Below are 24995 nucleotides of genomic sequence, written 5' to 3' on the forward strand. Positions count from 1 at the left end.
ATTCTTCTGCGTGATGATCGTATCCCCCTGCTAAATCCCCCCATAATCACGTTAATACAGCGATAAACGAAGATTGATATTCTGAAACCTTATAAGCCATGCGGAAATTGGGGTTAATTTTGTGATATCACGTTAAAAAAAACACAACATGTAACAGAAAGGTTAATAATTTCTCCCTGACACCTCGAAATCCTCCTTGTTTGGTTTGCCTCATTTTCAGAATTTACCAAGTATCAAACCAGAGCCACGCAAAACGGCTCATGTTCAACGAATCAATACATCAATCTCGCAATCAATTTTCGAGGAAATTTTAGATGAACAAACGGACTTTCCTAAGAGGCCTAATTGCAGCCACACTAGCCGGTGCCGCTTCTGCACCTGTTATGGCCGCACCAGGTGCTCCTATCATTTCATGGATGGAAACCAACTTTTCCATTATCGAAGTGAACGATGCAGCCAGCGCATACAAAGATCTGGTTGTCGTTAAGCCATACGCCGAAGTCCCTGTGACTTGGGATCGTTGGTCTGGTGAGCCTGCGGACTCATACCGCGTATTGCTAAACGGTGAAGTATTCCATGAAGCCGCTATCACGCCAGCAGCTACTCAGAAAGAGTCAACCATTCTTCAGGTAGCGAAAGGCGGCCAGTACGACATGGTTGTAGAACTATGTAGCGGTACAGGTGCAGCACAAACATGTACTCAAAGTGCGCCGAAGCAAATCGTTGTTGCTGACACCGATGGTAGCCACCTTGACCCACTACCAATGAACGTGGATCCAAACAACAAAGACTACGTGACACCAGCAAACACTGTTGTAGGTGCCTACTTTGTTGAATGGGGTGTTTACGGTCGTAAATTCCCTGTTGATAAGATCCCAGCACAGAACCTGACGCACATCATTTACGGTTTCGTGCCAATTTGTGGTAACAACCCTTCTCTTGCTGATGGTCCTCTGGCTGCACTCAACCGTGCTTGTGCCGGTCTTGATGACTTTGAAGTGGTTATCCACGACCCATGGGCTGCGGTTCAAATGCCACATCCTCAGTCTGGTCAAAGCCATTCTTCTTCATACAAAGGGACTTACGGCCAGATCATGGCGCTTAAGCAGCGTTACCCTGATCTGAAGATCCTACCATCAATCGGTGGCTGGACGCTGTCTGACCCGTTCTATGAGTTCGGCGATAAGGCCAAGCGTGACAAGTTTGTCGCTTCTGTGAAGCGTTTCCTACAAACGTGGAAGTTCTACGACGGTGTTGATATTGACTGGGAATACCCAGGTGGTTCAGGTGCGAACCCTAACCTAGGTGACCCAGCGAAAGATGGCGACACTTACGCAGTCTTGATGCAAGAACTACGTGCAATGCTTGACGATCTGTCTGCTGAAACAGGCCGTACGTACGAGCTAACCTCTGCAGTGGGTGTCGGTTACGACAAGATCGAAGACGTAAACTACGTGGATGCGGTTCCTTACATGGACTACATCTTCGCGATGACTTACGACTACTACGGTGGTTGGAACAACGTTGTCGGCCACCAAGCAGCACTGGATTGTGGTAGCCACATGACCGCTGACGAGTGTGCGGGTAAAGGTGTGGATGCGGAAGGCAAACCACGTAAAGGCCCAGCTTACACCACCAAGAACGGTGTTGATCTTCTGCTAGCGAAAGGCGTTCCACCAGAGAAAATGGTTATCGGTGCAGCAATGTACGGCCGTGGCTGGACTGGCGTAACAGAAGCAAGCATGTCTGATCCAACGAACCCAATGACTGGCGTAGGTAACGGTAAGATCAAAGGTTCATGGGAAGCGGGCGTTATCGATTACAAAGATATCGTTAAAGACTACATCAACAAAGCCGGTGTGGTTGAAGGCTACGATGTACAAGCTGACGCTCCTTGGGTTTGGGATCCATCAAACGGTGACCTGATCACTTACGACAACAAGCGTTCTGTGATGGCGAAAGGTGCTTACGTTCGTCAAAACAACTTCGCAGGTCTGTTTGCGTGGGAAATTGATGCCGATAACGGTGACATCCTAAACGCAATGCAAGAGTCACTAGCGGGTGATGTGCCACCACCGCCACCACCAGTGAACAAAGCCCCTGTTGCTAATGCAGGTGCCGATGTGACTGTAAACGCAGCAGGTGCAGTAACGCTAGACGGTTCTGCGTCTAAAGATGTTGACGGCCAGATTGTATCTTACAACTGGGTACAGACTTCAGGTCCATCAGTATCACTCACCAATGCTAACGCGGCTTCTGCGTCTGCAAACATCCCTTCAGTGACTGTAGAAACGAAGTTCGTATTCTCACTAACAGTAACCGATAACAAAGGTGCGACAGCCGTTGATACCGTTGTTGTTACTGCGAAGCCAGAAGGCAACACCGGTCCGACAAACACAGCACCAGTTGCTGCTATTACTGTTCAAGCAACAGCAAACGCGGGTGATGTTGTGGTTGTTGATGCAAGCGGTTCAAGCGATGCAGATAACGACACGCTGACTTACACGTGGGATATCCCAGCAGGCGTTCAGGCAACACCAAACGGCTCAAGCCTTGTGTTCACGGCAGGCAGCTACACGGTTGATACCACACTGACATTCTCAGTGACGGTTTCTGACGGTGAGCTATCTGATACAGCAAGCGCATCTGTTGTTGTACTGAAAGAAGAGCAAGGTCCAGGTGGTGAGTGTCCAAACGCTTACCAGCCAGGCGTTGTTTACACCTCTGGTGACGTTGTTTCTCACAAAGGCAAAGAGTACTCTGCTAAGTGGTGGACAACAAACGAAGAACCAGGCACAACAGGCCAATGGGGTGTATGGAAAGAGCTAGGCGCAGCAAACTGCCAATAAGCCCTAACCATTAAGTCACACCATTAAGGTAAAACGACAAAGGGATGCGAAAGCATCCCTTTTTTATTAAATCATTCTGTCGGCAATACACTCAAACAGTGTAAAGCACTTTGATCACATGGTAGCCAAACTTAGTTTTCACTGGCTCTGGGATCAAACCACGCAGATTCGCGTTCTTCATTTTCAGCGCTTCGCTGGTGCTGATCGCTTTATCAGAGAAAACCGCTTTATCAAATGGCGCGACCATTGCGCCTTTGCGGAATTCACCCAAGTCGCCACCCTTCTTGCCAGATGGGCAGGATGAATACTTGGTAGCCAGCGTTTGGAACTTCGCACCCTGTTTAAGTTGTTTGATGATGTCATCGGCTTGTTCCTTGTGCTTCACAAGGATATGCAATGCATGGGCTTTACTGGCCATAAGGTGTGTCTCTTTCAGTATCACAATTTCGCGCATTGTACACGATCGCAGGGTGAGCTCAAAGTGCTGACCACTAGACAAATTCATATCACATCAACAGCCTGCTACTCACCGCAGCCCGCTTACTCACCACAACTTACAGGCATAAAAAAACCGCCCAAATCAGGCGGTTCTTTAAGCTGGGCGGTGCTTATTCTGCTTTTAGGATCTGGGCAGATTCAAGCTGCGTCATCTGACGAATTTGACGCCACATGTAGAAGAAGATACCCATCATCATCAGCATGGAAGGAATCGCAATCATTGGGTAACTCACCAATGTCATACGACCCAATTCTTCGTTAAAGGCTTGTGTACCCGATGGGCTGGTCACAATCACTTTGGCCAACACGTAGTTCATCACTGATGAGAACACGAAGGTTGAAGCAAACAGGTAGTTTGCCGTCACCAGGCTACGCTCAAACTTCTGCTTGTTGCCAAACTCGTTCAGCTTTTCGTGGATCAGTGACATGTTCAGCACAGTGTCATTGATCAGCATTTTGCTCACCACCGGGTACTTGGTAAACGTTGAGATAAACACACCAATACCGATCAAGCCAGGGATCAATGCTTCTTTCACAGCCAACCATTTGTTGTCCAGCTCTAACAAACCGATACCGCCAGTCAACAGTACGCTGACGATACCCAGCAGTGAGATGAAATTGAATTTCTTGTATTTGAAGAGTTCATAGCCCCCGAAAAGGACCGGGAAGGCCAAGGCGACAACTAAACCGCCAACAGCGCCAAGGTGCTCGTCGCTGCTGAATTTCATCAAAATTACGGAAGGCACGATGACATTAAAAATGATGTCGTTCAGTGGGCTAGGTTTCTTTTCTGTCATAATATTTTACAAACTTATCCAAATCGTAAACAACTGCATTGTTCCGCGAAATTTTGCTGCTGTAAAGCCTCTGAGCGTTACAAAAGATTAAATCAGCCTATTCCAGCTCTCAATTTGGAGAGAAAATGCTGATTTCGCTCAATTTTTCAACCAACAAAACTCTACCAAACCTTGCGTGCAGGGTATATTGTCGACATTTCCACCACATACCGCATGTTCTCACATACATTATGCAACTTATCGTTCATCATGTACGTTAACTATATTCATGTATAGGACATTGCGTTAGCGTGACGCAAATATGATTAAAGGATGCCGCTTATGCTCACCCCTGCTGATACCGCACTGGTCATTGTTGATGTTCAGGGCAAACTTGCCCAAATCATGGATGAAAAAGAGGCGCTATTTCATCACCTCGCCACCATGGTCAAAGGCGCGAAAGTATTGGAACTACCTATCCTGTGGGTAGAACAATTACCCGATAAGTTAGGATCAACGATCCCGGAAATTGCCGATCACCTCGCCCACCTGCAACCTATCCCGAAAAACAGTTTCAGTTGTTATGGTGAACCCGCTTTCGTGGATGCCTTAGCCGCCACGGGATGCCGTAACGTGATTATCATGGGGATTGAAGCCCACATCTGTGTTTATCAAACCGTGCGTCATTTACTGGATAAAGGCTTTCATGTCGAAGTGATTGCTGATGCCGTTTCGTCCCGTAAGGCACATAACAAAGTCATTGCATTAGAGAAGATGCAACAATGTGGCGCGGCATTAACATCAACAGAAATGGTGCTGTTTGAACTACAAGGCGTGGCCGAAGGGGAACGATTTAAGCAGCTGTTATCCGTTATCAAATAAACGATGAGCTAAGCGCAAAACAAAGCAGCCGTGACGGGCATTCCCATCACGGCTGCTTTATATGTTACTTTCTCTGTTGCTTATCGCTTATTAATAACCAACGCCCGCACAGTAAGAGGAAGCAATAATTAAGGCCAATGCAAAGGTCATCACATTCAAAGCCGGTTTGCTTTTGGTCAGAAGCGGCATAAACCACACGCCCACAGCGGCAATCAATAAACCAAGGCTGGTAACTTGAGCAATAAATGGCGCAATATCACCTTGTGTTTCGGCCAATGTCGCCAAACCCGCCAATTGTGGCAAGCCAGTCAGTAAACAAACCACCATGATGCCCGCACCAACATATGGCAAGGTACGGTTAAACTCATCCACTTTGTGTTCTGCTTTCACGAGCGAAGCATGCGCCAGCAAGGTACCGCCACATAATGTCGTCGCTAAGAAGTGAGAGGCCACCAACCATTGCTCACTGCGTACCATCAAGCCATGTAGCAGATAACCTACACCAGCAGCAATAACCAGCATCAGATACGCTTTGCGCAGACGATCACTGCCAACTAAGCCTTTTTCTGCAAACCAATAAATCAGCGCCAGCGCAAAGAAGCCAACCACCATCAGAGCTTCTTGCCCTAGGGTATACGCCACCGGCACCTGAGAAAAAATCAGGGTAATTTCACGTAAGAAAAGCCCGCTGAACAATAACAGCCATAATGCTGGCATTGTACGGTGTAAGCGATCCATCTGACCAAAACATAACTTCCCGGTCAGGATACATCCGCCCAACACAATAAACGCACCAATCGCTAATTGGTAAAACACACTAGAAAGAATTAATGGCCATTCGTACCACGCCATATCAACACCTTCGCACAGCAACCCCACAGAGTTACCGATATCCATATTATTATCAAAGGCGCGTATTGTGCCCTACCTCACACTGATGTTCTATCTCTATCTCCAGACGTTTAGCGTTTATTCGCAATCAATAACGCAACCGTGCAAAAGCGCATCAATCGCTATTCTTACCGTCTAACGTCTGAAACCAATGAGAATACAAAATAAAAACGCCCGGTCGTGTGACCGGGCGTTGTTAATATTAAGACATTACTTGCTGGCGACTTCATGCGGTCGTTTCGGTGGAGCGACATCATCCGATAAGGATTGCGCCTTTAATCGCCATACAGTCACCACAAAAGCCAACAGCGCAATCACGGCCATGCCACCATAGGTCAGGGTAAAACCGGCAGCCAATTGTACTGGGGCAAAATCTTTCAGGCCATGTGCGCTGCCTTCACCCACCAACACCGGCACTTTTAAGTGGAACAAGGCCGCACAGAATGCCACGCCCACTGCACCACCCAGTTCGCGACCATAGCCAAACAACGACAAGCCAATGCCGCGATCGGTAGACGGCAACACGTTCTGCACCACCACATTAAGAGACGGTAACGTAAACCCAAGTCCTAAGCCCGCCAAAGCCAACGCTGCGATAGGAAATTGCCCGAGGTAAAGCAGTCCCATCGCCATTGCTGATAACGCAAAGCCACCGACAACCAATGATTTGTAGAAACCGGTTTTCGCAATACGCTTACCGCCACAGTAAGCCCCGCCGGTGATGCTCATCATGAACACCATCATGTACAAACCACTGGCAGAAGCCGTTAAACCCTGTTGCCATTGCATTTGCAGGGGTAAATACACCAATACGGCAAACATCAACAGCTGTGAACACATGATCAATAACACACTGATGGTGTAACCCGGCAGTGTCAGCACGCGCATAGGGATCATCGGATCGGTTGCTCGGCGCTCAACCACCACCAGCAACACAATACTCACGACTAAGGCCACTGCCAAGGTCGTATTATCAATCACAGATTCCGGTGACAACAGCAGAAGGAGCAGCGTGGTGACGACCATCAATAGCCCTGCCCCTAACCAATCAAAACGGCTATCACGCCCGGTATTGAGGTGCTTTAGCTTGGTATTGATCAGCCATAACGCCACCGCCCCCAGCGGCAGGTTGATCCAAAACACCCAACGCCAGCTTAAATGCTCAGCGAAATAACCGCCCAATAGTGGTCCGGCGATACTAGACACCGCATAAACTGCTGAAATGTATCCCTGATACTTCCCCACTTCACGCGCAGGAATACAGTCGGCAATCACGGTAAACGCCAAAGCAATCAGGCCGCCACCACCAATGCCTTGCAGCACGCGCGCACCAATTAAGGTCGGTAAATCTTGCGCCATGCCACAGGCTACGGAACCCAGTAAAAACAACGCGATACTGATATTCAGCATTTTTACGCGACCAAAAATATCGCTCAACTTGCCGTACAAAGGGAGAACCGCTGTCGCCGCCAACAAATACGCTGTCACAATCCAAGTCAGCGCCTGACCTGCACCTAATTCTTCACCAATGATGGGCAGTGGTGTGGTAACAATACTTTTCTCTAGCGAGCCTAACGCAATGACCAGCGCGACACTTGCAAAAATGGTTTTCGGCGACATATTCATTCCTCAATAAGAAATCGTATGATAAATCATGCCCCCGCCTTCTCAAATAGGCGTTTCACCCTCTTGCCCATAAAAACTGACATAAATGTCAATATGTTAAGTCGCATTCACAGACACAAGCATCTGTCTGCCCCTATTGACATTGGGTGCAAGGTGGACTAACTTAATTTTAAATAAAAAATAAGTTGAGCGGTCTGGTTCCAGTTTTGCACCTAAAAGCGTCTTAACCGCACCGTTCTCAGAGATTGATGCTTGTTGAGAGGAATGCCCATGTACGCAATTACCCATGTTAATGTATTCACTGGCACCACCACCCTTCATGATCAGGCGATTCTGGTTGACGGTGATACCATCACAGCCATTGTGCCGATGCATGAAGCGCAGCTGCCAGAAGAAACCTATTCAGCTGAAGGCCTAACAGCAACCGCCGGCTTCATTGATCTGCAACTTAACGGTTGTGGTGGCGTGCTGTTTAACATTGATACCGAAAAGCAATCGCTCGATATCATGAACCAAACCAACCTAAAAAGCGGCACCACGCAATATCTGCCGACCTTCATTACCAGCCACCATGACAAGATGTGCCAGGCGATTGATGTCGTGGCAAGCATTGAAAATAAAGAAGCAGAAGGCATTTTAGGCTTACACCTTGAAGGCCCATTCATTAGCACGGCTAAAAAAGGCGCGCACGATGAAAACCATATCCGTATTCTGGATGAATTAACGGCGCATTATCTGGCCGATAACCAAGCCCACATTTCCGTGGTCACGCTCGCGCCTGAGAACACGCCTCAAACCGTGATCGACATTCTGCATAATGCGGGCATTACCGTGTCTTTGGGCCATACCAATGCCACCTATGACGATCTGCTGGCTAAAAACAATCTCAGCATGGCGACACACCTCTACAACGCCATGACACCGCTGGGTTCTCGCGAAGCCGGTACCGTCGGGTATATTTTCGATAAAAAGCCACATGCAGGCATCATTGTCGATGGTATCCACTCTTCTTTTGCTTCCGTACGTATTGCGCATGAAATCATGGGTGAGAAGTTATTCATGGTGACCGATGCCGTTACTCCAGCAGGTACTGACATCACGGAATACGATATGGCCGGCATTCAGGCTTATGTGACTGACGGTAAATGCCACTATGCCGATGGCACTATCGCCGGCGCCGCGATTACCATGATTGAAGGGGTACGTAACCTGATCCAACACGTCGGCGTAAGCCGTGAAGAAGCATTGCGTATGGCAAGCCTATACCCAGCCAAAGCCATGGGTATTGATGATCAGTACGGTAAGCTGGAAGCAGGTTACAAAGCGAACATCACCTTGTTGAATGACAATAACGAAGTGTGCAGCGTGTTCCAGATGGGCGCTAAGCGTATTTAACCCTCCGGGCATTTGTCCTAGCTCGCTAAAAAGAAAAGCCCTGCTCTCACAGGGCTTTTACGTTAACGACTTCTCTGCAGACATTCATAAATCCCGCATTAATATTTCATATTCTTCTTCTGCCAATTCAATTAACTTGGCCAGTTCTCTTGCATCGTCACTTGCCAGACATACATGCCATTTTACTGTACTGGATGAACGATGATTCTTACATAACAACTCGGTTTGCCGGCCTTTTGTTTGAAAAACAAGTTGCTCAAATTCCCCCGTAAAACAGTTGTCTTTTTCTAATACATTGACTTTAAGCTCACCGATTGGATTTACAGTTACGTCTACATGAAGTCCTGCTTTTCCGGGTACAATAAACTGTCTTCGCTCAGTCAACATACACCAACCTCCGCTCTGTCATCACCTTGTCAGCCTGACATTTCCTGCCCTATTTCATCAGGCATAACACCCAAATACACTCAAGTTTCAGTGTCACTCCGCTTACAATTTAAGTTTAGACAAGCCAATCATCATTCGTTAAAAATTCATCAAAACATCAAAATGATTCGGCTGTTTTTTTGCCTTACATCATAAATATGAACACTAGTTCACTGTTATTTGCCTTTTCACATGGTGATTTCTCCAAAAGACGCTAGGTGCTATATTGGTTCCCTCTCTCCCCACCACCAAGGAAGTAACGATGATTGATTTTCGCTCCGACACGGTCACACGCCCAACCGAAGCCATGCGACATGCCATGGCCGCAGCCGATGTCGGTGATGATGTATACGGGGATGACCCAACAGTCAACGCTCTGGAATGCTGGGCTGCAGAACGTCACGGTTTTGAAAGTGCCTTGTTTTGCAGTTCAGGCACGCAAGCCAACTTACTGGCGTTAATGGCACATTGTGAACGCGGTGACGAATACTTGTGTGGCCAACAAGCGCACAACTACAAATTTGAAGGGGGCGGCGCAGCGGTATTGGGCTCCATTCAACCGCAGCCGATCGAAAATGAAAACGATGGTACCTTGCCTTTCACCAAGCTTGCTGCTGCCATAAAACCACTCGACCCGCACTTTGCGCGTACCAAACTGCTGAGCCTGGAAAACACCATTAACGGTAAAGTACTACCGCTTGAATACTTGGCACAAGCCCGTGAATTTGTCGATGCCCATGGACTGAAACTGCACTTAGACGGCGCGCGCGTTTACAATGCCGCCGTTGCGTTGAACGTCGACATTACCGCGATCAGCCAGTATTTCGATTCCATGACCATCTGCCTGTCAAAAGGCTTGGGTGCACCAATTGGTTCATTAGTATTGGGTGACCGCGAGTTTATTCAACGCACGCGTCGTTGGCGAAAAGTGTTAGGGGGTGGCATGCGTCAGGCAGGTATTCTTGCCGCAGCAGGGAAAATCGCACTGACTGATCACGTTGAACGTTTAAGCGTTGACCACGCGAACGCTAAATATCTGGCTGAGCAGCTCAACACAGTGCCGGGCTTTGGCGTGAAAGTGGAACATGTGCTGACCAACATTCTGTTTGCCAAAGTGGATGCAGCGATCGATCAAGCACAGCTTGTTGCAACATTAAAAGCGCAGGATGTCTTAATTAGTGCAGGCCAGCCGATGCGCTTTGTCACGCACTTGGATATTTCACGCGAAGACATTGATACCTTTATCGCCGCGTTGAAAGCCGCTATAGCTCAACAAGGTTAATGCGGTAACAATATGAATGAAAATAGAAAAGCACCCCTTCGGTGCTTTTCTTTTGTGTATGACATTTACCTAGATAGCTTTGACCTAGAGACTTTGACCTGATGACGTTGACTAGAACCGATACCCCAAGCTCACAGTCGATAAACCGTGTTCTACTTCAATATCGTTATCGTCGAACTGAGTAGGCATGACTAACCGTAATCCCAATTCCCAGCGCTTATAATTAACCACCGCGCCCAGTTGTGCATTCACGCCAAAACCCGCCGCAGAAAATGCCGTTTGCTCCCCTGTCGGTGTATCGGCGATTAACTTACCATCGAGATCCACATAATGCGCCCCAACGCCCAATTCAACACGCCAACTTTTACAGCTTGCGCACAGATCCTTATCACCCCATTGATAGAACATTACTGGTGTAAACGACACCGAATAGCCATCTAAATCACCATCACGAAACCCTTGATGATCATCGTTATCGTAATCCAGATCAAAATAACTGCCACTGAACTCGGTGTGATAGCCCCAGCGGCTGGTTTCAGAAAAATAAACGGGAGACTGAATCAAAGTAATGAAGGGACTGACAGAGGAAGAAGAATTAAACGGCGCATCATCAAATTGCCCCGCCTGACTGACATCGACGTTACCACTGGCTTTCATGATCCCTAATTTCACCGAGGGCAGACGAAAAACCGTCTCGGCGCTCATGGCTGATACCGACAGCGGGCTCAGCAACAGTGTCGCCCCAAACCCCAACAATCCATATTTGTGCATACTTCATCCTTTTACCGCTGAACAACAAGGATGTGCCTTATCCTTGGATATGATCATTAAGTAAATCATATCAGTCACTTAATCAAACAACTCCTGTTTGTGAATAAGACTTTTCTTCGTGTTAGTGACTGGCTACACAATTTCTTTCTCTACAATCTCACATCAAATGGCAGACTTGATGAATAATTCACCACCCGCAACACCTCACTTCATGTAGCCATCTTCACTCTTATTAAGCGCTAGAATAAATGCTGATTCAGCCATAAATGGCAAACAATACTGGCGGCATAACCTAAGGCGATAACCGGCATCCATTTTAAATGGCCGAAGAAGGTGTATTTCCCGTGTGCCGCCCCCATGAGTGCCACACCCGCAGCAGAGCCAATCGACAACAAGCTGCCACCCACCCCAGCAGTCAGAGTCACCAACAGCCAGTTACCCAAACTCAATTCGGGCTGCATCGTTAACACCGCAAACATCACCGGAATGTTATCTACAACCGCAGACAATAAACCCACCACAATATTGGCCCAAATCGGGTTCCACTGGCTGTACATCACCTCCGACACCATGCCGAGGTAGCCCAGCAAACTCAAGCCGCCCACGCACATCACCACGCCGTAGAAGAACAGCAAGGTATCCCATTCTGCGTGCGACACACGTTTGAACACATCGAAAGGCACCACAGAACCTAAACGTTGTAGCGCAGCATCATCATTGTTGGCCATCGCTGCTGCTTTCTTTTTCTCCAAAGAGCGCGGCAAGGTTTTACGCAAAAAGAAGCCAAAGAACTGCAAATACGCCAAGCCCATCATCATGCCAATGACAGGCGGAAAATGTACCCACGCATGGAAGCCGACAGCAGTCATGATCGTCAGAATAAACAACACCACAATACGACGTGCCCCACGTTTTAATTCCACATATTCATGCGCCGTATTAGGCTGTGTTTTCGGTACAAAAAGTGCCATGATCACAGCAGGAACAAGGTAGTTCACCAAAGAAGGGACAAACAAATCGAGAAATTGCATGAAGCTGACTAGCCCGGCCTGCCATACCATCAAGGTGGTGATATCACCGAACGGGCTGAATGCCCCGCCCGCATTGGCGGCAATCACAATGTTAATACACGCGATATTGATAAAGCGGATATTGCTACCGCCCACTTTCAATACCACCGCACACATCAGCAGCGCGGTAGTGAGGTTATCGGCAATAGGTGATATCACAAAAGAGAGGATACCGGTTAACCAAAACAGGCTGCGGTAATTAAAGCCTTTACCGACCATCCAGGCTTGCAACGCATCAAATAAACGACGCTCTTCCATCGCGCTGATATAGGTCATCGCCACCAGCAGGAACAGCAATAATTCTGCGTATTCCAATAAATTGTGTTCAATGGCACGCTGCGCCACATCAATAACACCGTGCTGCTGGTACACAAACCCAATCATCAGCCAGATAATACCGGCAGCTAACAATACGGGCTTGGATTTACGCAGTTGGAGGTACTCTTCCCCCATTACCAGGCAATACGCCACACCAAAAATCAGCAGCGCAGCATACCCTACGGTGGACTGAGTTAAATCCAACCCACCCGCAGCGGCCCATACCGGTGTGGCCAGCAATGACAACACTGCACCAACGACCCCGACAAAAAGGTATGTGTTTTTCATCCGTCTACTTAGCTCCCTTCCGTGAGAAACAACACCAGAAACAATACCTTTGTAGTCTACATATTCTTTTTTAACAATTACGTGAAGTCACATCCATTTAACAAGTGTTGAACACCGTGGACTTATTACGCGCCACGATGAAAGAATGCAACGTCATACGTTCTTTTGCAGTAAGGATCACTAACTCGCCGATTGCACCTTACATTAAATCTAAATGCGAATTATTTTAATTAAGATTAACAATTAAGCATGGAGTACATTATGGAACAGGCCTTCCACCCTGACCCGCTCGTTCAGGTACGCGGACTCGAGGTGACCTACATTACCGACAAAGGCGACTTCCAGGCGGTTAAACGTGTCAGCTTTGATATTGGTAAAGGCGAGATTTTTGGTTTAGCGGGCGAATCCGGCTGTGGCAAAAGTACCATTGCCTTCGCCATTAACCGCCTACATAAGCCGCCTGCCTTAATCACGCATGGTCAAATTCAATTTCAAGGCAAAGATTTGTTGTCACTGACCGAGCAAGAGATGGGCGTCATCCGTTGGCGTGATATTGCAATGGTATTCCAAAGTGCCATGAACTCGCTCAACCCTGTTCTCCCCTTGCTTGAACAATTTTCCGATGTGATGCGCCACCACCTGGGTTATAGCCGTCAACAAGCCAAAGAGCGTGCTGAAAAGTTGTTAGATCTGGTGAATATTCCTCGTGACCGCCTCAATGATTACCCGCACCAGTTCAGTGGCGGCATGCGTCAACGCTTGGTGATCGCCATTGCATTAAGCCTGAGCCCGAAACTCATTGTGATGGATGAGCCGACCACCGCGTTGGACGTTGTCGTACAACGAGAGATCCTGCAGCAGATCTTCCAACTGCAGAAAGAGTTCGGTTTTTCTATCTTGTTCATTACCCACGACTTGGCGCTGATGAGCCAATTGTGTAATCGCATTGCTGTGATGCGTCACGGTGAAATTGTGGAGGTGAACACGGCGAAAGCGATCAGAAACGATCCCCAGCACCCATACACCCAACAACTTTGGGCATCTTTCCCTAATATTCATGAAGATGCCAGTCACATTACGATCAGCGAGGAAATCGGCGCATGAGCACAGACCAAACACTGACACCCATCATTGAAGTCAACAATGTCGTGAAAGACTTTAAAGCCGGCGGTGGGTTTGGCAGTACCGAAACCTTCCGCGCACTCGACCACATCAACTTTAAACTCTACCCTGGCCGCACCCTCGCGCTAGTGGGTGAATCCGGCTGTGGCAAAAGCACCTGTGCCCGACTGATCACCAAAGTGCATGAGCCCAGCTCTGGTGAAATCCTGTTCAATGGCACCAATATCAACGATATTAAAGGCCGTAAAGACACTCTGGAATACCGCAGCAAAGTGCAAATGGTCTTCCAAGACCCGTTTGGTTCACTCAATCCTACCCATACCATTAAGCATCACCTGACTCGCCCACTGTTGATCCACGGCCGTGTTGCCAGCAAAAAAGACGTGCAACCCAAGCTGGAAGAGCTCATGAAATTGGTGGAGCTGCCGATCGATGATCTGAACAAATATCCGCACCAGCTCAGTGGCGGGCAACGTCAGCGCGTGAATCTGGCCCGTGCCATTGCCGTCGGTGCCGAGGTGATCTTGGCGGATGAACCGACGTCCATGCTGGATGTCTCTATCCGTTTGGGTGTACTGAACCTGATGAAAGAAATGAAAGAGAAAATGGGCATTGGTTTTCTCTACATCACGCACGATTTAGCCACAGCACACTACATTGCAGAAGAAACCGCCGTAATGTATCGCGGGAAAATCGTTGAGTGGGGTGATACACAATCCATTTTGCGTAACCCAACCCACCCTTACACACGTTTGCTCATTTCTGCCGTGCCAGATCCCGATTTGCCATTTGCTAATCTGGTTCAGACTGAACCAAACTATTCAGTAAGTGCCGACAAAATTCGCGCATTAAGCATTGAACCGGTTGACGGTTTCCAACAGCTTGGTGACAACCATTTTGTCGCAAACTGGAAAAAGGACAAAGTGGCATGACAGACATCGTATGCTGGCTCGAACAACTCAAAGCAGACTTACGACTTCTCCATACGCCAAGCCAAAGGGCGAACCAAGCAGACAACCAGGCGAAAGGACAGTCGCGGCTAGTTTATGCCGTCAGCCATACGCCAGCTGCGATTTTCGGCCCTATTCACACAGAGCAACACAGTGAAGCCTTGGCTTACTGGTTTGAAGCCTGCCAACAACTCCATCGCCTCTATCATCTGCAAGGTGACAGTGACATGGCCTATAGCTATCAGCAATTTGCGTACAGTAAATTACAAGCGTTAGCGAGCGATCCCGAGCAAGACACGGCGATGAAACGCTGGTGTTTAAAAAAGCTCGATCGCATGGTGGTCAGCATGATGGAGTTTTGCCAGCAGCAATCTTCCCCACAATGGGAACAAGAAGGTGCGGCATTGGTTGAGTTGCATGTGTTGTACATGCAAGGGCAACAGCATATGAACATGGCGTACGCTCACTCGCAGACCTACCGTTAACCTCCTGACATGATAGGTCACAACGGGACAAGACGCTAATTAAGCCACTGGCATAAAGGTCAGCTTTATCCAATATGATAAAGCTGACATCAATTTCATCCGCTCCCGGCAAAATTTTACTAAGCTAGTAAAGTGTTGATGAGATAAACAGGGATGAAAAGCCATGGCTCTGCGCAAAATCCTGACACCTATTTTCACGCGACTCCCGTTATTGACTTTTTTTATTGTTGTCCCCGCCCTTGCCAATACCACACCGACACCGCCAGAGGTTGCCGCCAAAGCCTGGGTATTAATGAGTTATGAATCTGGCCAGGTCCTCGCCGGAGAAAACATTGATACCCCCCACGCTCCGGCCAGTTTAGTCAAAATCATGACCAGTTATGTGGTGGGCAAAGAATTAGAAGCCGGTCATATTACCGCTGAAGATACGGTCATTATCAGTGAAAACGCATGGGGCAAGAAATTCCCCGGCTCTTCAAAAATGTTTCTCAATGTCGGCGATGAAGTTTCTGTTGATGATCTTCACCGTGGCGTGATCATTTCGTCCGGTAATGACGCCACCGTTGCCCTTGCTGAGCATGTCGCCGGCCACCAGCCTGCCTTTGTGGAAATGATGAACAAACAGGCAGAAAAACTGGGGATGACCAACAGCTACTTTTCCAACCCACACGGTTTGGACTCAACCGACCAAATGATCACCGCCTATGACATGGCGCTACTGACTCGCGCACTGATTCAGGATTTACCGTCCCTTTACCCGATGTTCAAAGAGAAATCCTTCACGTTCGGTAATATTAAACAAGGTAACCGCAACGCCCTGTTGTGGGATACCACCATCAACGTCGACGGGGTGAAAACCGGCTATACCAAACAGGCGGGTTACAGTTTGGTGTCTTCGGCAGAGCAACACGGACAACGCTTGATTGCGGTGGTGTTAGGCACTAACAGCACACAAACGCGCCGAACCGAAAGCAAAAAATTACTCACCTGGGGTTTTCGGTTCTATCAAGATATTCAGCCGCAATTCAGTGGTAAAGAATTAGCGCCATTGAAGGTCTGGTATGGCTCGCCTTCCACCATCAATGTGGAAGTGGCTGATGGTGGTGTGATCACCGTGCCGCGTCGTCAACGCAAAAACATCGAACATCGCATCATGTATGATCACGATTTAGAAGCGCCGGTGGAACAAGGTCAGCAGGTCGGTAAAGTGGAATGGTATCTCAATGACGATATCATCGCAGAGCGGGCGTTAATTGCAAAAGAAAGCGCCGAGAAAGCGCCTTGGTATCAATCCATGGTGGATGTGGTATGGCGGCCGATCAATCAATGGTTCACTGATCAAGACTGGGACCCACGTGAAAAAGAGAGCGTAGATACCACGGCTCAGTAACCCCCACTTCATCCCAAAAAAAGAACAAGCTTGTCGGGCTTGTTCTTTTTTTCGTGCTGATTTGTCACTCTCGGCTCAAGAAAGATCGTGTTCTGGCTTCATCCATACGGATTTGAAATCAAACCATCCCATTGAGTTAGACTGCATACCTTGTACCACGCCGGACTCATCCACCCCCAACCAGTTATGGAACAGAGGTAAAATTTGGCCAAATTCCACCAATTTTGCACCTAACTGCTGGCAAGGTGACGGCAAATGTTTGTTTCGACGCCAGTGTGCCACTTCCGCTTCCAGCGCGGCAAACTCCTCATCCGGCATCGCACGCGCAATATGATCAAAATTAAAGAACCACGCCAGCAAAGCATCATCACGATAGTTCATTAAACTCATGCCGCCCAGCCAGATATCAATTTTACCGGCATGCTTACCCAGCGCAATTTCTGTGGTGGTGAGCTCAAGAATTTTCAGCTTGATCCCATCGTCCGCCAAAATGGTCTCAATGGCTTGAGCAACGTGCGGATACACCGGATGTTGTCCTGCAAATGCAATGGTCAGCGTACGTTTGGCTGGAGGCATAGTGACAGGCTGCGAGATCAAAGGTACATGCGCCCACCCCGGCAAAATGCCATAGGCGTTGGTTAAACGAAAATCGCCAATTTGATCAGTATTCAAACGTTGCAGGATATTCAATGCCGTCAATCGACCTTGCAAATACGCCAGCCATTGTGGATCGACAGGCAAACCTGACACACGGTTGAACAGCAAATAGTTACACCCCTCATCCAACTTGAGTCGAGACGATGCACTAACCCCACCCAGTTGCGTCACATCTGAAGCCGGCTGTAGATAACAAGAGGCCACTTCCGACAGCATCCAGATATCGACCATATCGATTAAGGCTCGAAAGCCAAAATACTGTTCAAACGCTTCGAGCTTGAAACGCTTATTGTCATTTTGGATGACCTTGTACGGTCCGGTACCGATCGGAAACAGCACATTTTGATCCGTGCTATCCACATCGGCGGGTTGAATAACCGCCACTAAATTAGTCAGCAGATCCGGCAGTCGGTGATCATCCATCGACAGATGGATATCAATCGTATTGGCAAACGGGGCTTCTACCCGCTGAATGTGATTGAAAAGACGATGCGTACGCACCTTTTCAAACGTGGCAATGATATCGCGACTCTCTAACAAGCGTCCGTCGTGAAAGCGTACCGATGGGCGTAAATAAAAACGCCAATGCCGTGGGGTGATCTCTTCCCAGTGATGCGCTAAATCCCCTTCGACTTCCTCTTTTTCATCATTAATCCGCGTCAAACCATTAAAGATTTGCCGAACAAGATGCTGTTCCGAACGACGTAAGGGTTGCAGTGGATTGAGATTGCTGAAAGCACGGTAATATGGCAAACGCACAATCTGCTTACCGTGTGCCGTCGTATGGCCTAGCTGCTCTTGGATGATTTGTGCAAGTTTATCTGCATTATTACCTAGGGCTTCAAGGGCGGGCTCTAACTTGCCTTCAGCAACAAGTTTACGCGCATGATTGAGTTGTAACTCCGTGTCCGTACTATGAAAAGTCAGGTGTGACTGCTTGCCACGCCCGACTGCTGGCTCCCACGCAATCCAACCCATATCCACCATTTTATTGATAACCATACGCACATTGCGACGCGTACAAAACAGCACTTCGGCAATGTCTTGCAAATTGGTATCACTGTCTTGACCAGAGAAATGATGATAAAGGCGTTGGAACTGGGACTTGAGCCGTTGACCACTCATAAAAGAGGAACCTACATGATTGGGATTGCCTAACCTAGATTTCCTATTTTAACGTAAACTGTCTGTAGTTACAGGACTTTCATCAATTAAACATCGATCCGTCAGTATCGGCGATCATCAGTTTTTCACTGTCTTTCAGGCGAACATGCTTATACCCACCATTACCATAGTATTCACGGCAAGAGTTCAGCACCCAATCCCGGTAGTCATGCAACTGTTCACCATTAAACTGATGGGTAGACACCACCCCCTCAGCCCAAGAGAGCGCCATGAATGACACCAACTCCCACTGATTTCCCGCCAACGATTTGGCCTGACGCTTAAAGTGTTTTTCCAGCCCGATCAGGTTTTGGTACTCGCGATCACTGTAATCATCTTGATTAAATACAATGGGTGGCACGACAATCTTATAGCAACGGGCTAATTCCTTTGCTCTGCTCAGATCCGCTGCAGCCCAGCAGTGACTGCTAAAAACGAACAGCAAAATCAAAACAATTGTGGCTTTCATTACCATCCCACCCCTATTCGCTTTATGGGCATCAACCTCATTGCCGCTCAGTGTTTTCGCTCTACCAATATCATGCAATAACTACGCCTACATTTACTGACAAACAAGTGAATATAGCTAAACACTTGTCTTTACGGCGACTTCCCGTTGAAAGCATATCGCCCTACATATACCTGATAGTATGGCAATTTGCGTTCAGGCTGATCGCATTTGCAAATTGCGAACACGATTTCCAACCTTGCATGTTCTCATTTCGCACATACAAAAACGGGCTTCATTGTTCAACACAACGAAACCCGTTTCTCTGGTATCCAGACCACCGCCATAACGGTGAAATACTATGGTGTTTTTATCGTTAACACGACGGCTTCCTGCTGCTTCTCAGCCTGCTTTTTCATCATCAATTCGCGCCACACTGAATACAGGTAAGTCACGACGATTGAGAAGAATAAGTACGACAACGAAAACACAAACGGAGAGTTAATGACATCGGCTTTTAAGCCCCACATAACCCCCGTAATGGTTACACCGATTTTCGCCATCAACCCCATCAGCAACATCAAAAATGCCAATTGCGGATAACGTGTTGAACAGCGAAACGCTAACCAATAGGCCGATCCGACCGCAATGGCGGCAATCCCCAGGCCAGCCATAAAGGAGTGGAAATGCTCACCGGAAAGTACGCCTGCCGACGCAGAGAAAAGTAAAATTAATGCCAATTTCATACACGCCCCCTTAGGAAAAGTAGAAAATGCGTCCTTTCTTCACTCACTCATTAGATACGGCTATTTTCTCACTTTTCATCAAAAATGCACATAGCACATTTTTTGACCTATCGCGGTATAGCCTTTAGAAATTCATGGATTTACAATTTGTAACATGTTAACTCTCTGACCTTTCAGAGTATATACCATAAAGGTAACGTAAGTGTTAAAGCTGATGTTTAATGTAAGAAATTGTACGCTTTCTCGCAAAACGACCTATACGTTCCGAGTTGCGCCTAAGTAGCCCGTTTAAACCAGCATCAAACTCCAAGTTAGGCTAAATTTTCAAAATGAAATGTGTATTTTCATTCTATTTAGCTACATTTCAAATTACGCATACTTTACAAAGCAAGATCATTCTATCGCTATCATTTCTCTGCGAAGAAAAAAGGCTTTCTGCGTATAATTCGTGGACTAGCCTCTCTACCCTAAGGACGTGTTGTGTCATCAACGGTTAAACGCATTCAATCTGTCGAACGGGCCTTCAGCCTGCTTGAATCCTTATCGTACAGCGATGCCCCACTACCATTACAAGCCATCAGTGAACGCGCGCACCTGCAAAAAACGACCGCTCATGGCTTGCTGAGTACGTTATGCGCGCTGGGTTATGCTGAGCGCACTCCCGATGGATATACCTTGGGATTACGCGTGAAAGAATTGGCTAAACCGTTGGAAGAAGCGGATGCCACTATCCGCCGTCATTTCATGCCATTGCTTAAACACATGGCGACCACAACCCGCAACACGGCTTACTTAGCCATACAAAGTGGCGCACAAGAATATCTCTATGTTGATGCCATTGAGCAAAATAGCCCACTCACCATACGTAGTCCTCGTGGTAAACGCGAAGGTTTAACCACCTCGGCAATCGGTAAAGTCTTTCTCGCCTTTGACGACACTTTGCGACGCCGCTTACGTGTACAGCAAGGATTGTCCGCCGCTTTAGAAACAGAATTGGCCTGCGTGGCAGAACAAGGCTTTGCCCTCGATTTAGAAAATGCTGAACCGGGCTTACATTGTTTAGCAATTCCTCTGTATCTGAATGGCGCTTTTGTCGCGGTTGCTGGGATCAGTGGCTCTGCAACTATCCTGACAGCCGCTCGACTCTCCCATTTCGGTCAACTTTTCATCAAGGACGCTTTACGTATTCGATAATGTCGAATCATGGTGGTTTTTCTGGTCCAACACGGACTGCGCTGTCGGCACCTATTTACACTGCTCCCTTCATCGGTCTTCATCGAATTCCAAACAACATCATCTAAAAAAGAAGAGAGTGTTATGGCAACCGTATTAATCACAGGTGCAAACCGAGGCTTAGGACTTGAATTTGCGCGACAATATGCCGAAAAAGGCTGGCAGGTATTAGCCACTTGCCGAACACCAGAAACCGCAGATCACTTACAAACATTGGCTAAAACGCATACTGACATTGAATTACTGCGCGTTGATGTCACCGACGAAGCAGACATTTTAGCATTGGCGAGTCACTTATCAGGTCGTGCCATTGATCATCTCATTTTAAACGCAGGCGTACTTGGCGATGATTGCGCCACATTGGGGGAAATGACACAAGCTAAGTGGCTGGAAGTACTCACGATCAATACCGTCGCGCCAGCATTACTGATTCAAGCATTACGAGACAACGTGGCAGCCAGTGAACACAAAACCATTGTGGGCATTTCAACCCGCGTGGCGAGCTTAGGTGACAACACATCGGGCAATATGTATAGCTATCGAGCCTCTAAAGCCGCATTAAACCAAATTCTGGTTTCTGCCGCGCAAAACTTACGAGAACAAGGCGTAAAAACATTGGCTATTCACCCGGGATGGGTACAAACCGATATGGGCGGAACGTCAGCCACTTTCACGCCACAAGAGAGCGTGTCTGGCATTATCCAGGTAGCAGAAAACCTCACCTTGGAGGAATCGGGCAGTTTCCGCGTATTTGATGGCACGGCTATCGAGTGGTAATGCCTTTTTATAATCATAATTAATGAATATAAGCAGACCATACAAGGTCTGCTTTATTTTTATATATCAGACAATAAACTGAAGCTGTGTTGGATTATTCCCAGACCATTTTATGGACAGCTTTTCTTGATTCTTAATTTGTAGCAATACTGAGCGATAACCTGCATTTGTTATTTTATCCATCTTCACAATCAATTTATACCGTTCATTTTTAGATACTTGCTGACGCATTACATAAGTAGTTGGATCCATTTTTCTTACATGAGCCAGGGGTAAAATATATGGCAATGGACAGTTTACATTCATATAGGCTTGCATAAACTCCCAAAACTCTTCTTCATCTTGATAATGTAACGTTTCAGGCAATCTGATGTATTCACGAGACTTACCCGTTGGATAACGTTGAACGAACGATAATTCATAACATCTCGTTGCGCCTAAACCACCAGCATGCCTATTCAACGTAAGAGTCCGGTAGGCATTCAATTGTGTAAAATGAGCACTCCACTGATTCCCTTCCTCGCTTACATAAGAGACATTACCCGTTATACGATTAAACCATAAGTAAGGTACACACCTCTTGCTGCGTTGTTTTTCCAATATCCATAAAATAAACAGGACAACACTGATAGCAATTGCAACTATCTGCCCCTTCATACTAACGTCTTCATACAATGGTGGCGTAAAAAACATGAATGCTATGCTCAACAATATTACTGGTATATTGATATAGTTAACCCACTTTAAATATCTATTAAACTTTGAATGTTCTATTCGATAGAATATCAACTCTTTTTCTGACAAAGCATACAATAGTTTATTTTTAGTCTGCTCCTTCATTGCCTCTTGTGAAGATCTCACTGTCAATGATGATAGACCAAGAATATTTTTATATATTAATGAATAGTTGCCTCTGTAATTCATTTGCTTGTCATGTACCATCCCGTCATTGGTCAATGGCACAGCAGAACCAAAGAATTCTGAGTGGTGTTTTTTCACATATTGATTAATTAAAAATCTTGGTAAGATCACAACTAGCATTAATATAATAGATACCGACCTCAATTCATGTGTTTCGATTTGCTGAAACCCAGACGAATACAATATAAGTAATGAAAAGGAAAAATCCAAAGCAATGAATATGGCTGAAATTACTGATAAGAATCCAAGTGTACATTGTAAAAGAAACAGTTTTCTTGGAATCAGTGTTTCACTGGGATCCACGTCGTCCACCAATTCAATAGATTTTGGCGATTCACCCCGCCAAGCTGTTTCACAATAATCCATATTCCTTGTATCACTCACTGTAATAACATTCCATTTCACTTCATTTAGTCTAAAGATTTTATGATGACGGAAGATGGGAGAGTAGTCGTACAATGATGGCTGATACACAAATGCGACACAGGCTGCACAACGGTGAATCGATATACACAGCACTCACCTGTCAACAACTGAAAGCAAAGTATCGAACAGCGAACCTTGATTCAAATTTTTACCGAGTGGCATTTAACATTTTTAGCGATATCTACTTTAAAATGAAGGTTATTGGAACTCACTTCACCCTTTGGTAAAAAATGCATCGGTTATTTTTTCTACATACCTTATGCCTATTGTTCTGATTTATTTCAGCATACAAAATAAAGATGAATGTTGATTGCATAGGAATAACACCCATGAAAAATGCGATACCGATACTCACACCGCTACGCGGCATTGCCGCCCTGTGCGTGGTCTTTTTCCACGCCAGACTGATCCTGTTTCCCCAATGGATGACGCCCCTCCAAGACTATACCCACTTTATTGAAAACAGTTATTTGTGGGTTGATCTCTTCTTCATTTTGAGTGGTTTTGTGATGATGCAAGTGTATGCCAATGCATTTTCCCGAGACAAAGAGAACCCTGCTTCAAGCCCGCCTTCCCACGCATTATCCTGGGGGCAGTTCATGTGGTTGCGTTTCTCTCGCATCTACCCATTGTTTTTCATCACTTTAGTCGTATTAATCGTTTGGGAGAGCGTAAAATCTGCGAATGGTTTGGGCTTTTACGGTGGTGCGCTGTTTGAAAGCTGGGGCGTATCCGGTATTCCTGCTTTTAATGGGCCATTCAACCGGTTTGATGCGCTACTGCCTAACCTGTTTATGCTGCACGGTATCACCGAAACCGATTTAACATGGAACATTTCCTCGTGGTCACTGAGTGTCGAATGGCTCAGTTACATGGTGTTCCCTTTCCTTGTCCCCCTTTTGCTTCGCAAGAAACTCTCTTATCTTACCCCTCTGTTGTTTATTGCAGGCTTATGTGTGGTCAATGCTTCCAAAGGCACGTTAGATGCCACTGGCGGTGTGCTGGCTTTGTTGCGCGCGTTATCCAGTTTTGTGCTGGGTGCATGGCTGCAAACCGTGACACTGTCACCACGCCGTCAGCAGTTTTTCAACCATGACATCACATTACTTGTCGTCATGATGCTCAGCCTTGGGCTACTGCATCTTCCAACATATTCCTATCACAACGTGATTGTGGTTACGTCATTTGCTTTACTGGTTTTTGTTGCCGCCCAACAAACAGAACGGAAAAGCCCAGTCTTCCTGCTACTGGATAATAAAATCACCCGCTTCTTAGGCGATATATCCTATTCGCTTTATTTGTGGCACGCCGTGTTGCTGTTGGCCGGGATTGAAATTGCTCATCACCTGATGCCGGAAACCGTTGCACGGTGGTACAGCCAAACCAGCTGGTTTACCGCAGGGATCGGCGCACTGGTGTTTGCACTGGTGACCATCGGCCTTTCCGCTCTGAGCTATTTCTATTTTGAAAAGCCAGTGATGAAATGGTTACGCGCACGAATGAAAAAAGCACCCACATCTTCCTCTGCGACCGCCTGACCGTGCTGGCAACCTAAGCGGAGCACAAAAAAGGAGGTCATCGCCTTAATGCCGATCAGTTAAGGC

The 24995-nt window shown here is 47.0% G+C and carries 22 protein-coding genes; 11 read left to right on the plus strand and 11 right to left on the minus strand.

Translation table 11 applies throughout. The annotated features are described in order from the left end of the window. Positions 1 to 314 precede the first annotated feature (314 nt). Positions 315 to 2849: a glycosyl hydrolase family 18 protein gene (locus ABT58_RS06890; RefSeq protein ID WP_047873545.1), complete on the plus strand. Its 2535-nt coding sequence runs from the start codon at positions 315 to 317 to the stop codon at positions 2847 to 2849. Positions 2850 to 2940: 91 nt separating this feature from the next. Here the strand turns inward: ABT58_RS06890 and ABT58_RS06895 are convergent, their stop codons facing one another. Both ABT58_RS06895 and ABT58_RS06900 read right to left on the minus strand, forming a co-directional pair. Beyond that, a complete protein-coding gene (locus ABT58_RS06895; protein ID WP_047873546.1) occupies positions 2941 to 3267 on the minus strand; it encodes a peptidylprolyl isomerase in 327 nt (108 codons plus the stop codon). 190 nt (positions 3268 to 3457) lie between these two features. Next, positions 3458 to 4144: a VC0807 family protein gene (locus ABT58_RS06900; RefSeq protein ID WP_047873547.1), complete on the minus strand. Its 687-nt coding sequence runs from the start codon at positions 4142 to 4144 to the stop codon at positions 3458 to 3460. 321 nt (positions 4145 to 4465) lie between these two features. On the opposite strand from ABT58_RS06900, the gene ABT58_RS06905 reads away from it, so the two are divergent. Next, a complete protein-coding gene (locus tag ABT58_RS06905) occupies positions 4466 to 5005 on the plus strand; it encodes a hydrolase (protein WP_047873548.1) in 540 nt (179 codons plus the stop codon). Positions 5006 to 5095: 90 nt separating this feature from the next. On the opposite strand, the gene ABT58_RS06910 is transcribed toward ABT58_RS06905, so the two are convergent. Together ABT58_RS06910 and ABT58_RS06915 are read right to left on the minus strand one after the other, a co-directional pair. Then, positions 5096 to 5857 (minus strand): DmsC/YnfH family molybdoenzyme membrane anchor subunit, encoded by a 762-nt coding sequence (locus ABT58_RS06910; RefSeq protein WP_047873682.1) that lies wholly within the window; start codon positions 5855 to 5857, stop codon positions 5096 to 5098. A 249-nt stretch (positions 5858 to 6106) separates the two neighbouring features. Beyond that, positions 6107 to 7516 carry an MDR family MFS transporter gene (locus ABT58_RS06915; protein ID WP_047873549.1) on the minus strand — a complete coding sequence of 470 codons (1410 nt, stop codon included), beginning with the start codon at positions 7514 to 7516 and terminating at the stop codon, positions 6107 to 6109. 276 nt (positions 7517 to 7792) lie between these two features. On the opposite strand from ABT58_RS06915, the gene nagA reads away from it, so the two are divergent. Beyond that, positions 7793 to 8917 carry an N-acetylglucosamine-6-phosphate deacetylase gene (gene nagA, locus ABT58_RS06920; RefSeq protein WP_047873550.1) on the plus strand — a complete coding sequence of 375 codons (1125 nt, stop codon included), beginning with the start codon at positions 7793 to 7795 and terminating at the stop codon, positions 8915 to 8917. 84 nt (positions 8918 to 9001) lie between these two features. On the opposite strand, the gene ABT58_RS06925 is transcribed toward nagA, so the two are convergent. Beyond that, positions 9002 to 9304: a hypothetical protein gene (locus tag ABT58_RS06925; RefSeq protein WP_047873551.1), complete on the minus strand. Its 303-nt coding sequence runs from the start codon at positions 9302 to 9304 to the stop codon at positions 9002 to 9004. Between the two features lie 301 nt (positions 9305 to 9605). Between ABT58_RS06925 and ltaE the strand changes: the two genes are divergently transcribed. Then, positions 9606 to 10625: a low-specificity L-threonine aldolase gene (gene ltaE, locus ABT58_RS06930; RefSeq protein WP_082210993.1), complete on the plus strand. Its 1020-nt coding sequence runs from the start codon at positions 9606 to 9608 to the stop codon at positions 10623 to 10625. Positions 10626 to 10736: 111 nt separating this feature from the next. Here ltaE and ABT58_RS06935 read toward each other — a convergent pair whose 3' ends face one another. Both ABT58_RS06935 and nhaD read right to left on the minus strand, forming a co-directional pair. Continuing rightward, positions 10737 to 11396 carry a hypothetical protein gene (locus ABT58_RS06935; protein ID WP_047873553.1) on the minus strand — a complete coding sequence of 220 codons (660 nt, stop codon included), beginning with the start codon at positions 11394 to 11396 and terminating at the stop codon, positions 10737 to 10739. A gap of 239 nt (positions 11397 to 11635) precedes the next feature. Then, on the minus strand, positions 11636 to 13072 hold the full coding sequence (gene nhaD / locus ABT58_RS06940; protein ID WP_047873554.1) for a sodium:proton antiporter NhaD: 1437 nt from the start codon (positions 13070 to 13072) through the stop codon (positions 11636 to 11638). A gap of 261 nt (positions 13073 to 13333) precedes the next feature. Between nhaD and ABT58_RS06945 the strand changes: the two genes are divergently transcribed. From ABT58_RS06945 to ABT58_RS06960, 4 genes are all read left to right on the plus strand, one after another. Then, a complete protein-coding gene (locus ABT58_RS06945; protein ID WP_047873555.1) occupies positions 13334 to 14176 on the plus strand; it encodes an ABC transporter ATP-binding protein in 843 nt (280 codons plus the stop codon). Next, positions 14173 to 15126 (plus strand): ABC transporter ATP-binding protein, encoded by a 954-nt coding sequence (locus tag ABT58_RS06950; protein ID WP_047873556.1) that lies wholly within the window; start codon positions 14173 to 14175, stop codon positions 15124 to 15126. The genes ABT58_RS06945 and ABT58_RS06950 overlap by 4 nt, the downstream gene beginning before the upstream one ends. Next, positions 15123 to 15629, plus strand: a complete 507-nt coding sequence (locus tag ABT58_RS06955; RefSeq protein ID WP_047873557.1) for a hypothetical protein — start codon at positions 15123 to 15125, stop codon at positions 15627 to 15629. Before ABT58_RS06950 ends, ABT58_RS06955 begins: the two co-directional genes overlap by 4 nt. A gap of 163 nt (positions 15630 to 15792) precedes the next feature. Beyond that, entirely contained in the window at positions 15793 to 17019 is a 1227-nt protein-coding gene (locus ABT58_RS06960; RefSeq protein WP_047873558.1) for a D-alanyl-D-alanine carboxypeptidase family protein, read from the plus strand. 75 nt (positions 17020 to 17094) lie between these two features. Here the strand turns inward: ABT58_RS06960 and sgrR are convergent, their stop codons facing one another. From sgrR to ABT58_RS06975, 3 genes are all read right to left on the minus strand, one after another. Next, positions 17095 to 18801 (minus strand): HTH-type transcriptional regulator SgrR, encoded by a 1707-nt coding sequence (sgrR, locus tag ABT58_RS06965; RefSeq protein ID WP_047873559.1) that lies wholly within the window; start codon positions 18799 to 18801, stop codon positions 17095 to 17097. Positions 18802 to 18883: 82 nt separating this feature from the next. Then, positions 18884 to 19309: a hypothetical protein gene (locus tag ABT58_RS06970; RefSeq protein ID WP_146147175.1), complete on the minus strand. Its 426-nt coding sequence runs from the start codon at positions 19307 to 19309 to the stop codon at positions 18884 to 18886. Between the two features lie 338 nt (positions 19310 to 19647). Then, positions 19648 to 20034, minus strand: a complete 387-nt coding sequence (locus ABT58_RS06975; RefSeq protein ID WP_047873561.1) for a hypothetical protein — start codon at positions 20032 to 20034, stop codon at positions 19648 to 19650. Positions 20035 to 20514: 480 nt separating this feature from the next. Here ABT58_RS06975 and ABT58_RS06980 point away from each other — a divergent pair, with 480 nt between their 5' ends. Both ABT58_RS06980 and ABT58_RS06985 read left to right on the plus strand, forming a co-directional pair. Then, complete coding sequence (locus tag ABT58_RS06980; protein ID WP_047873562.1) at positions 20515 to 21228, plus strand: IclR family transcriptional regulator; 714 nt, start codon at positions 20515 to 20517, stop codon at positions 21226 to 21228. Positions 21229 to 21351: 123 nt separating this feature from the next. After that, complete coding sequence (locus ABT58_RS06985) at positions 21352 to 22044, plus strand: SDR family oxidoreductase (protein ID WP_047873563.1); 693 nt, start codon at positions 21352 to 21354, stop codon at positions 22042 to 22044. A 66-nt stretch (positions 22045 to 22110) separates the two neighbouring features. Here ABT58_RS06985 and ABT58_RS06990 read toward each other — a convergent pair whose 3' ends face one another. Next, positions 22111 to 23331, minus strand: coding sequence for a hypothetical protein (locus tag ABT58_RS06990; protein WP_047873564.1), 1221 nt, complete (start codon positions 23329 to 23331; stop codon positions 22111 to 22113). Between the two features lie 389 nt (positions 23332 to 23720). Here ABT58_RS06990 and ABT58_RS06995 point away from each other — a divergent pair, with 389 nt between their 5' ends. After that, on the plus strand, positions 23721 to 24929 hold the full coding sequence (locus ABT58_RS06995) for an acyltransferase family protein (RefSeq protein ID WP_047873565.1): 1209 nt from the start codon (positions 23721 to 23723) through the stop codon (positions 24927 to 24929). The last annotated feature ends 66 nt before the right edge of the window (positions 24930 to 24995 follow it).

The organism is Photobacterium aphoticum, from assembly GCF_001029435.1.
Taxonomy (GTDB): domain Bacteria; phylum Pseudomonadota; class Gammaproteobacteria; order Enterobacterales; family Vibrionaceae; genus Photobacterium; species Photobacterium aphoticum.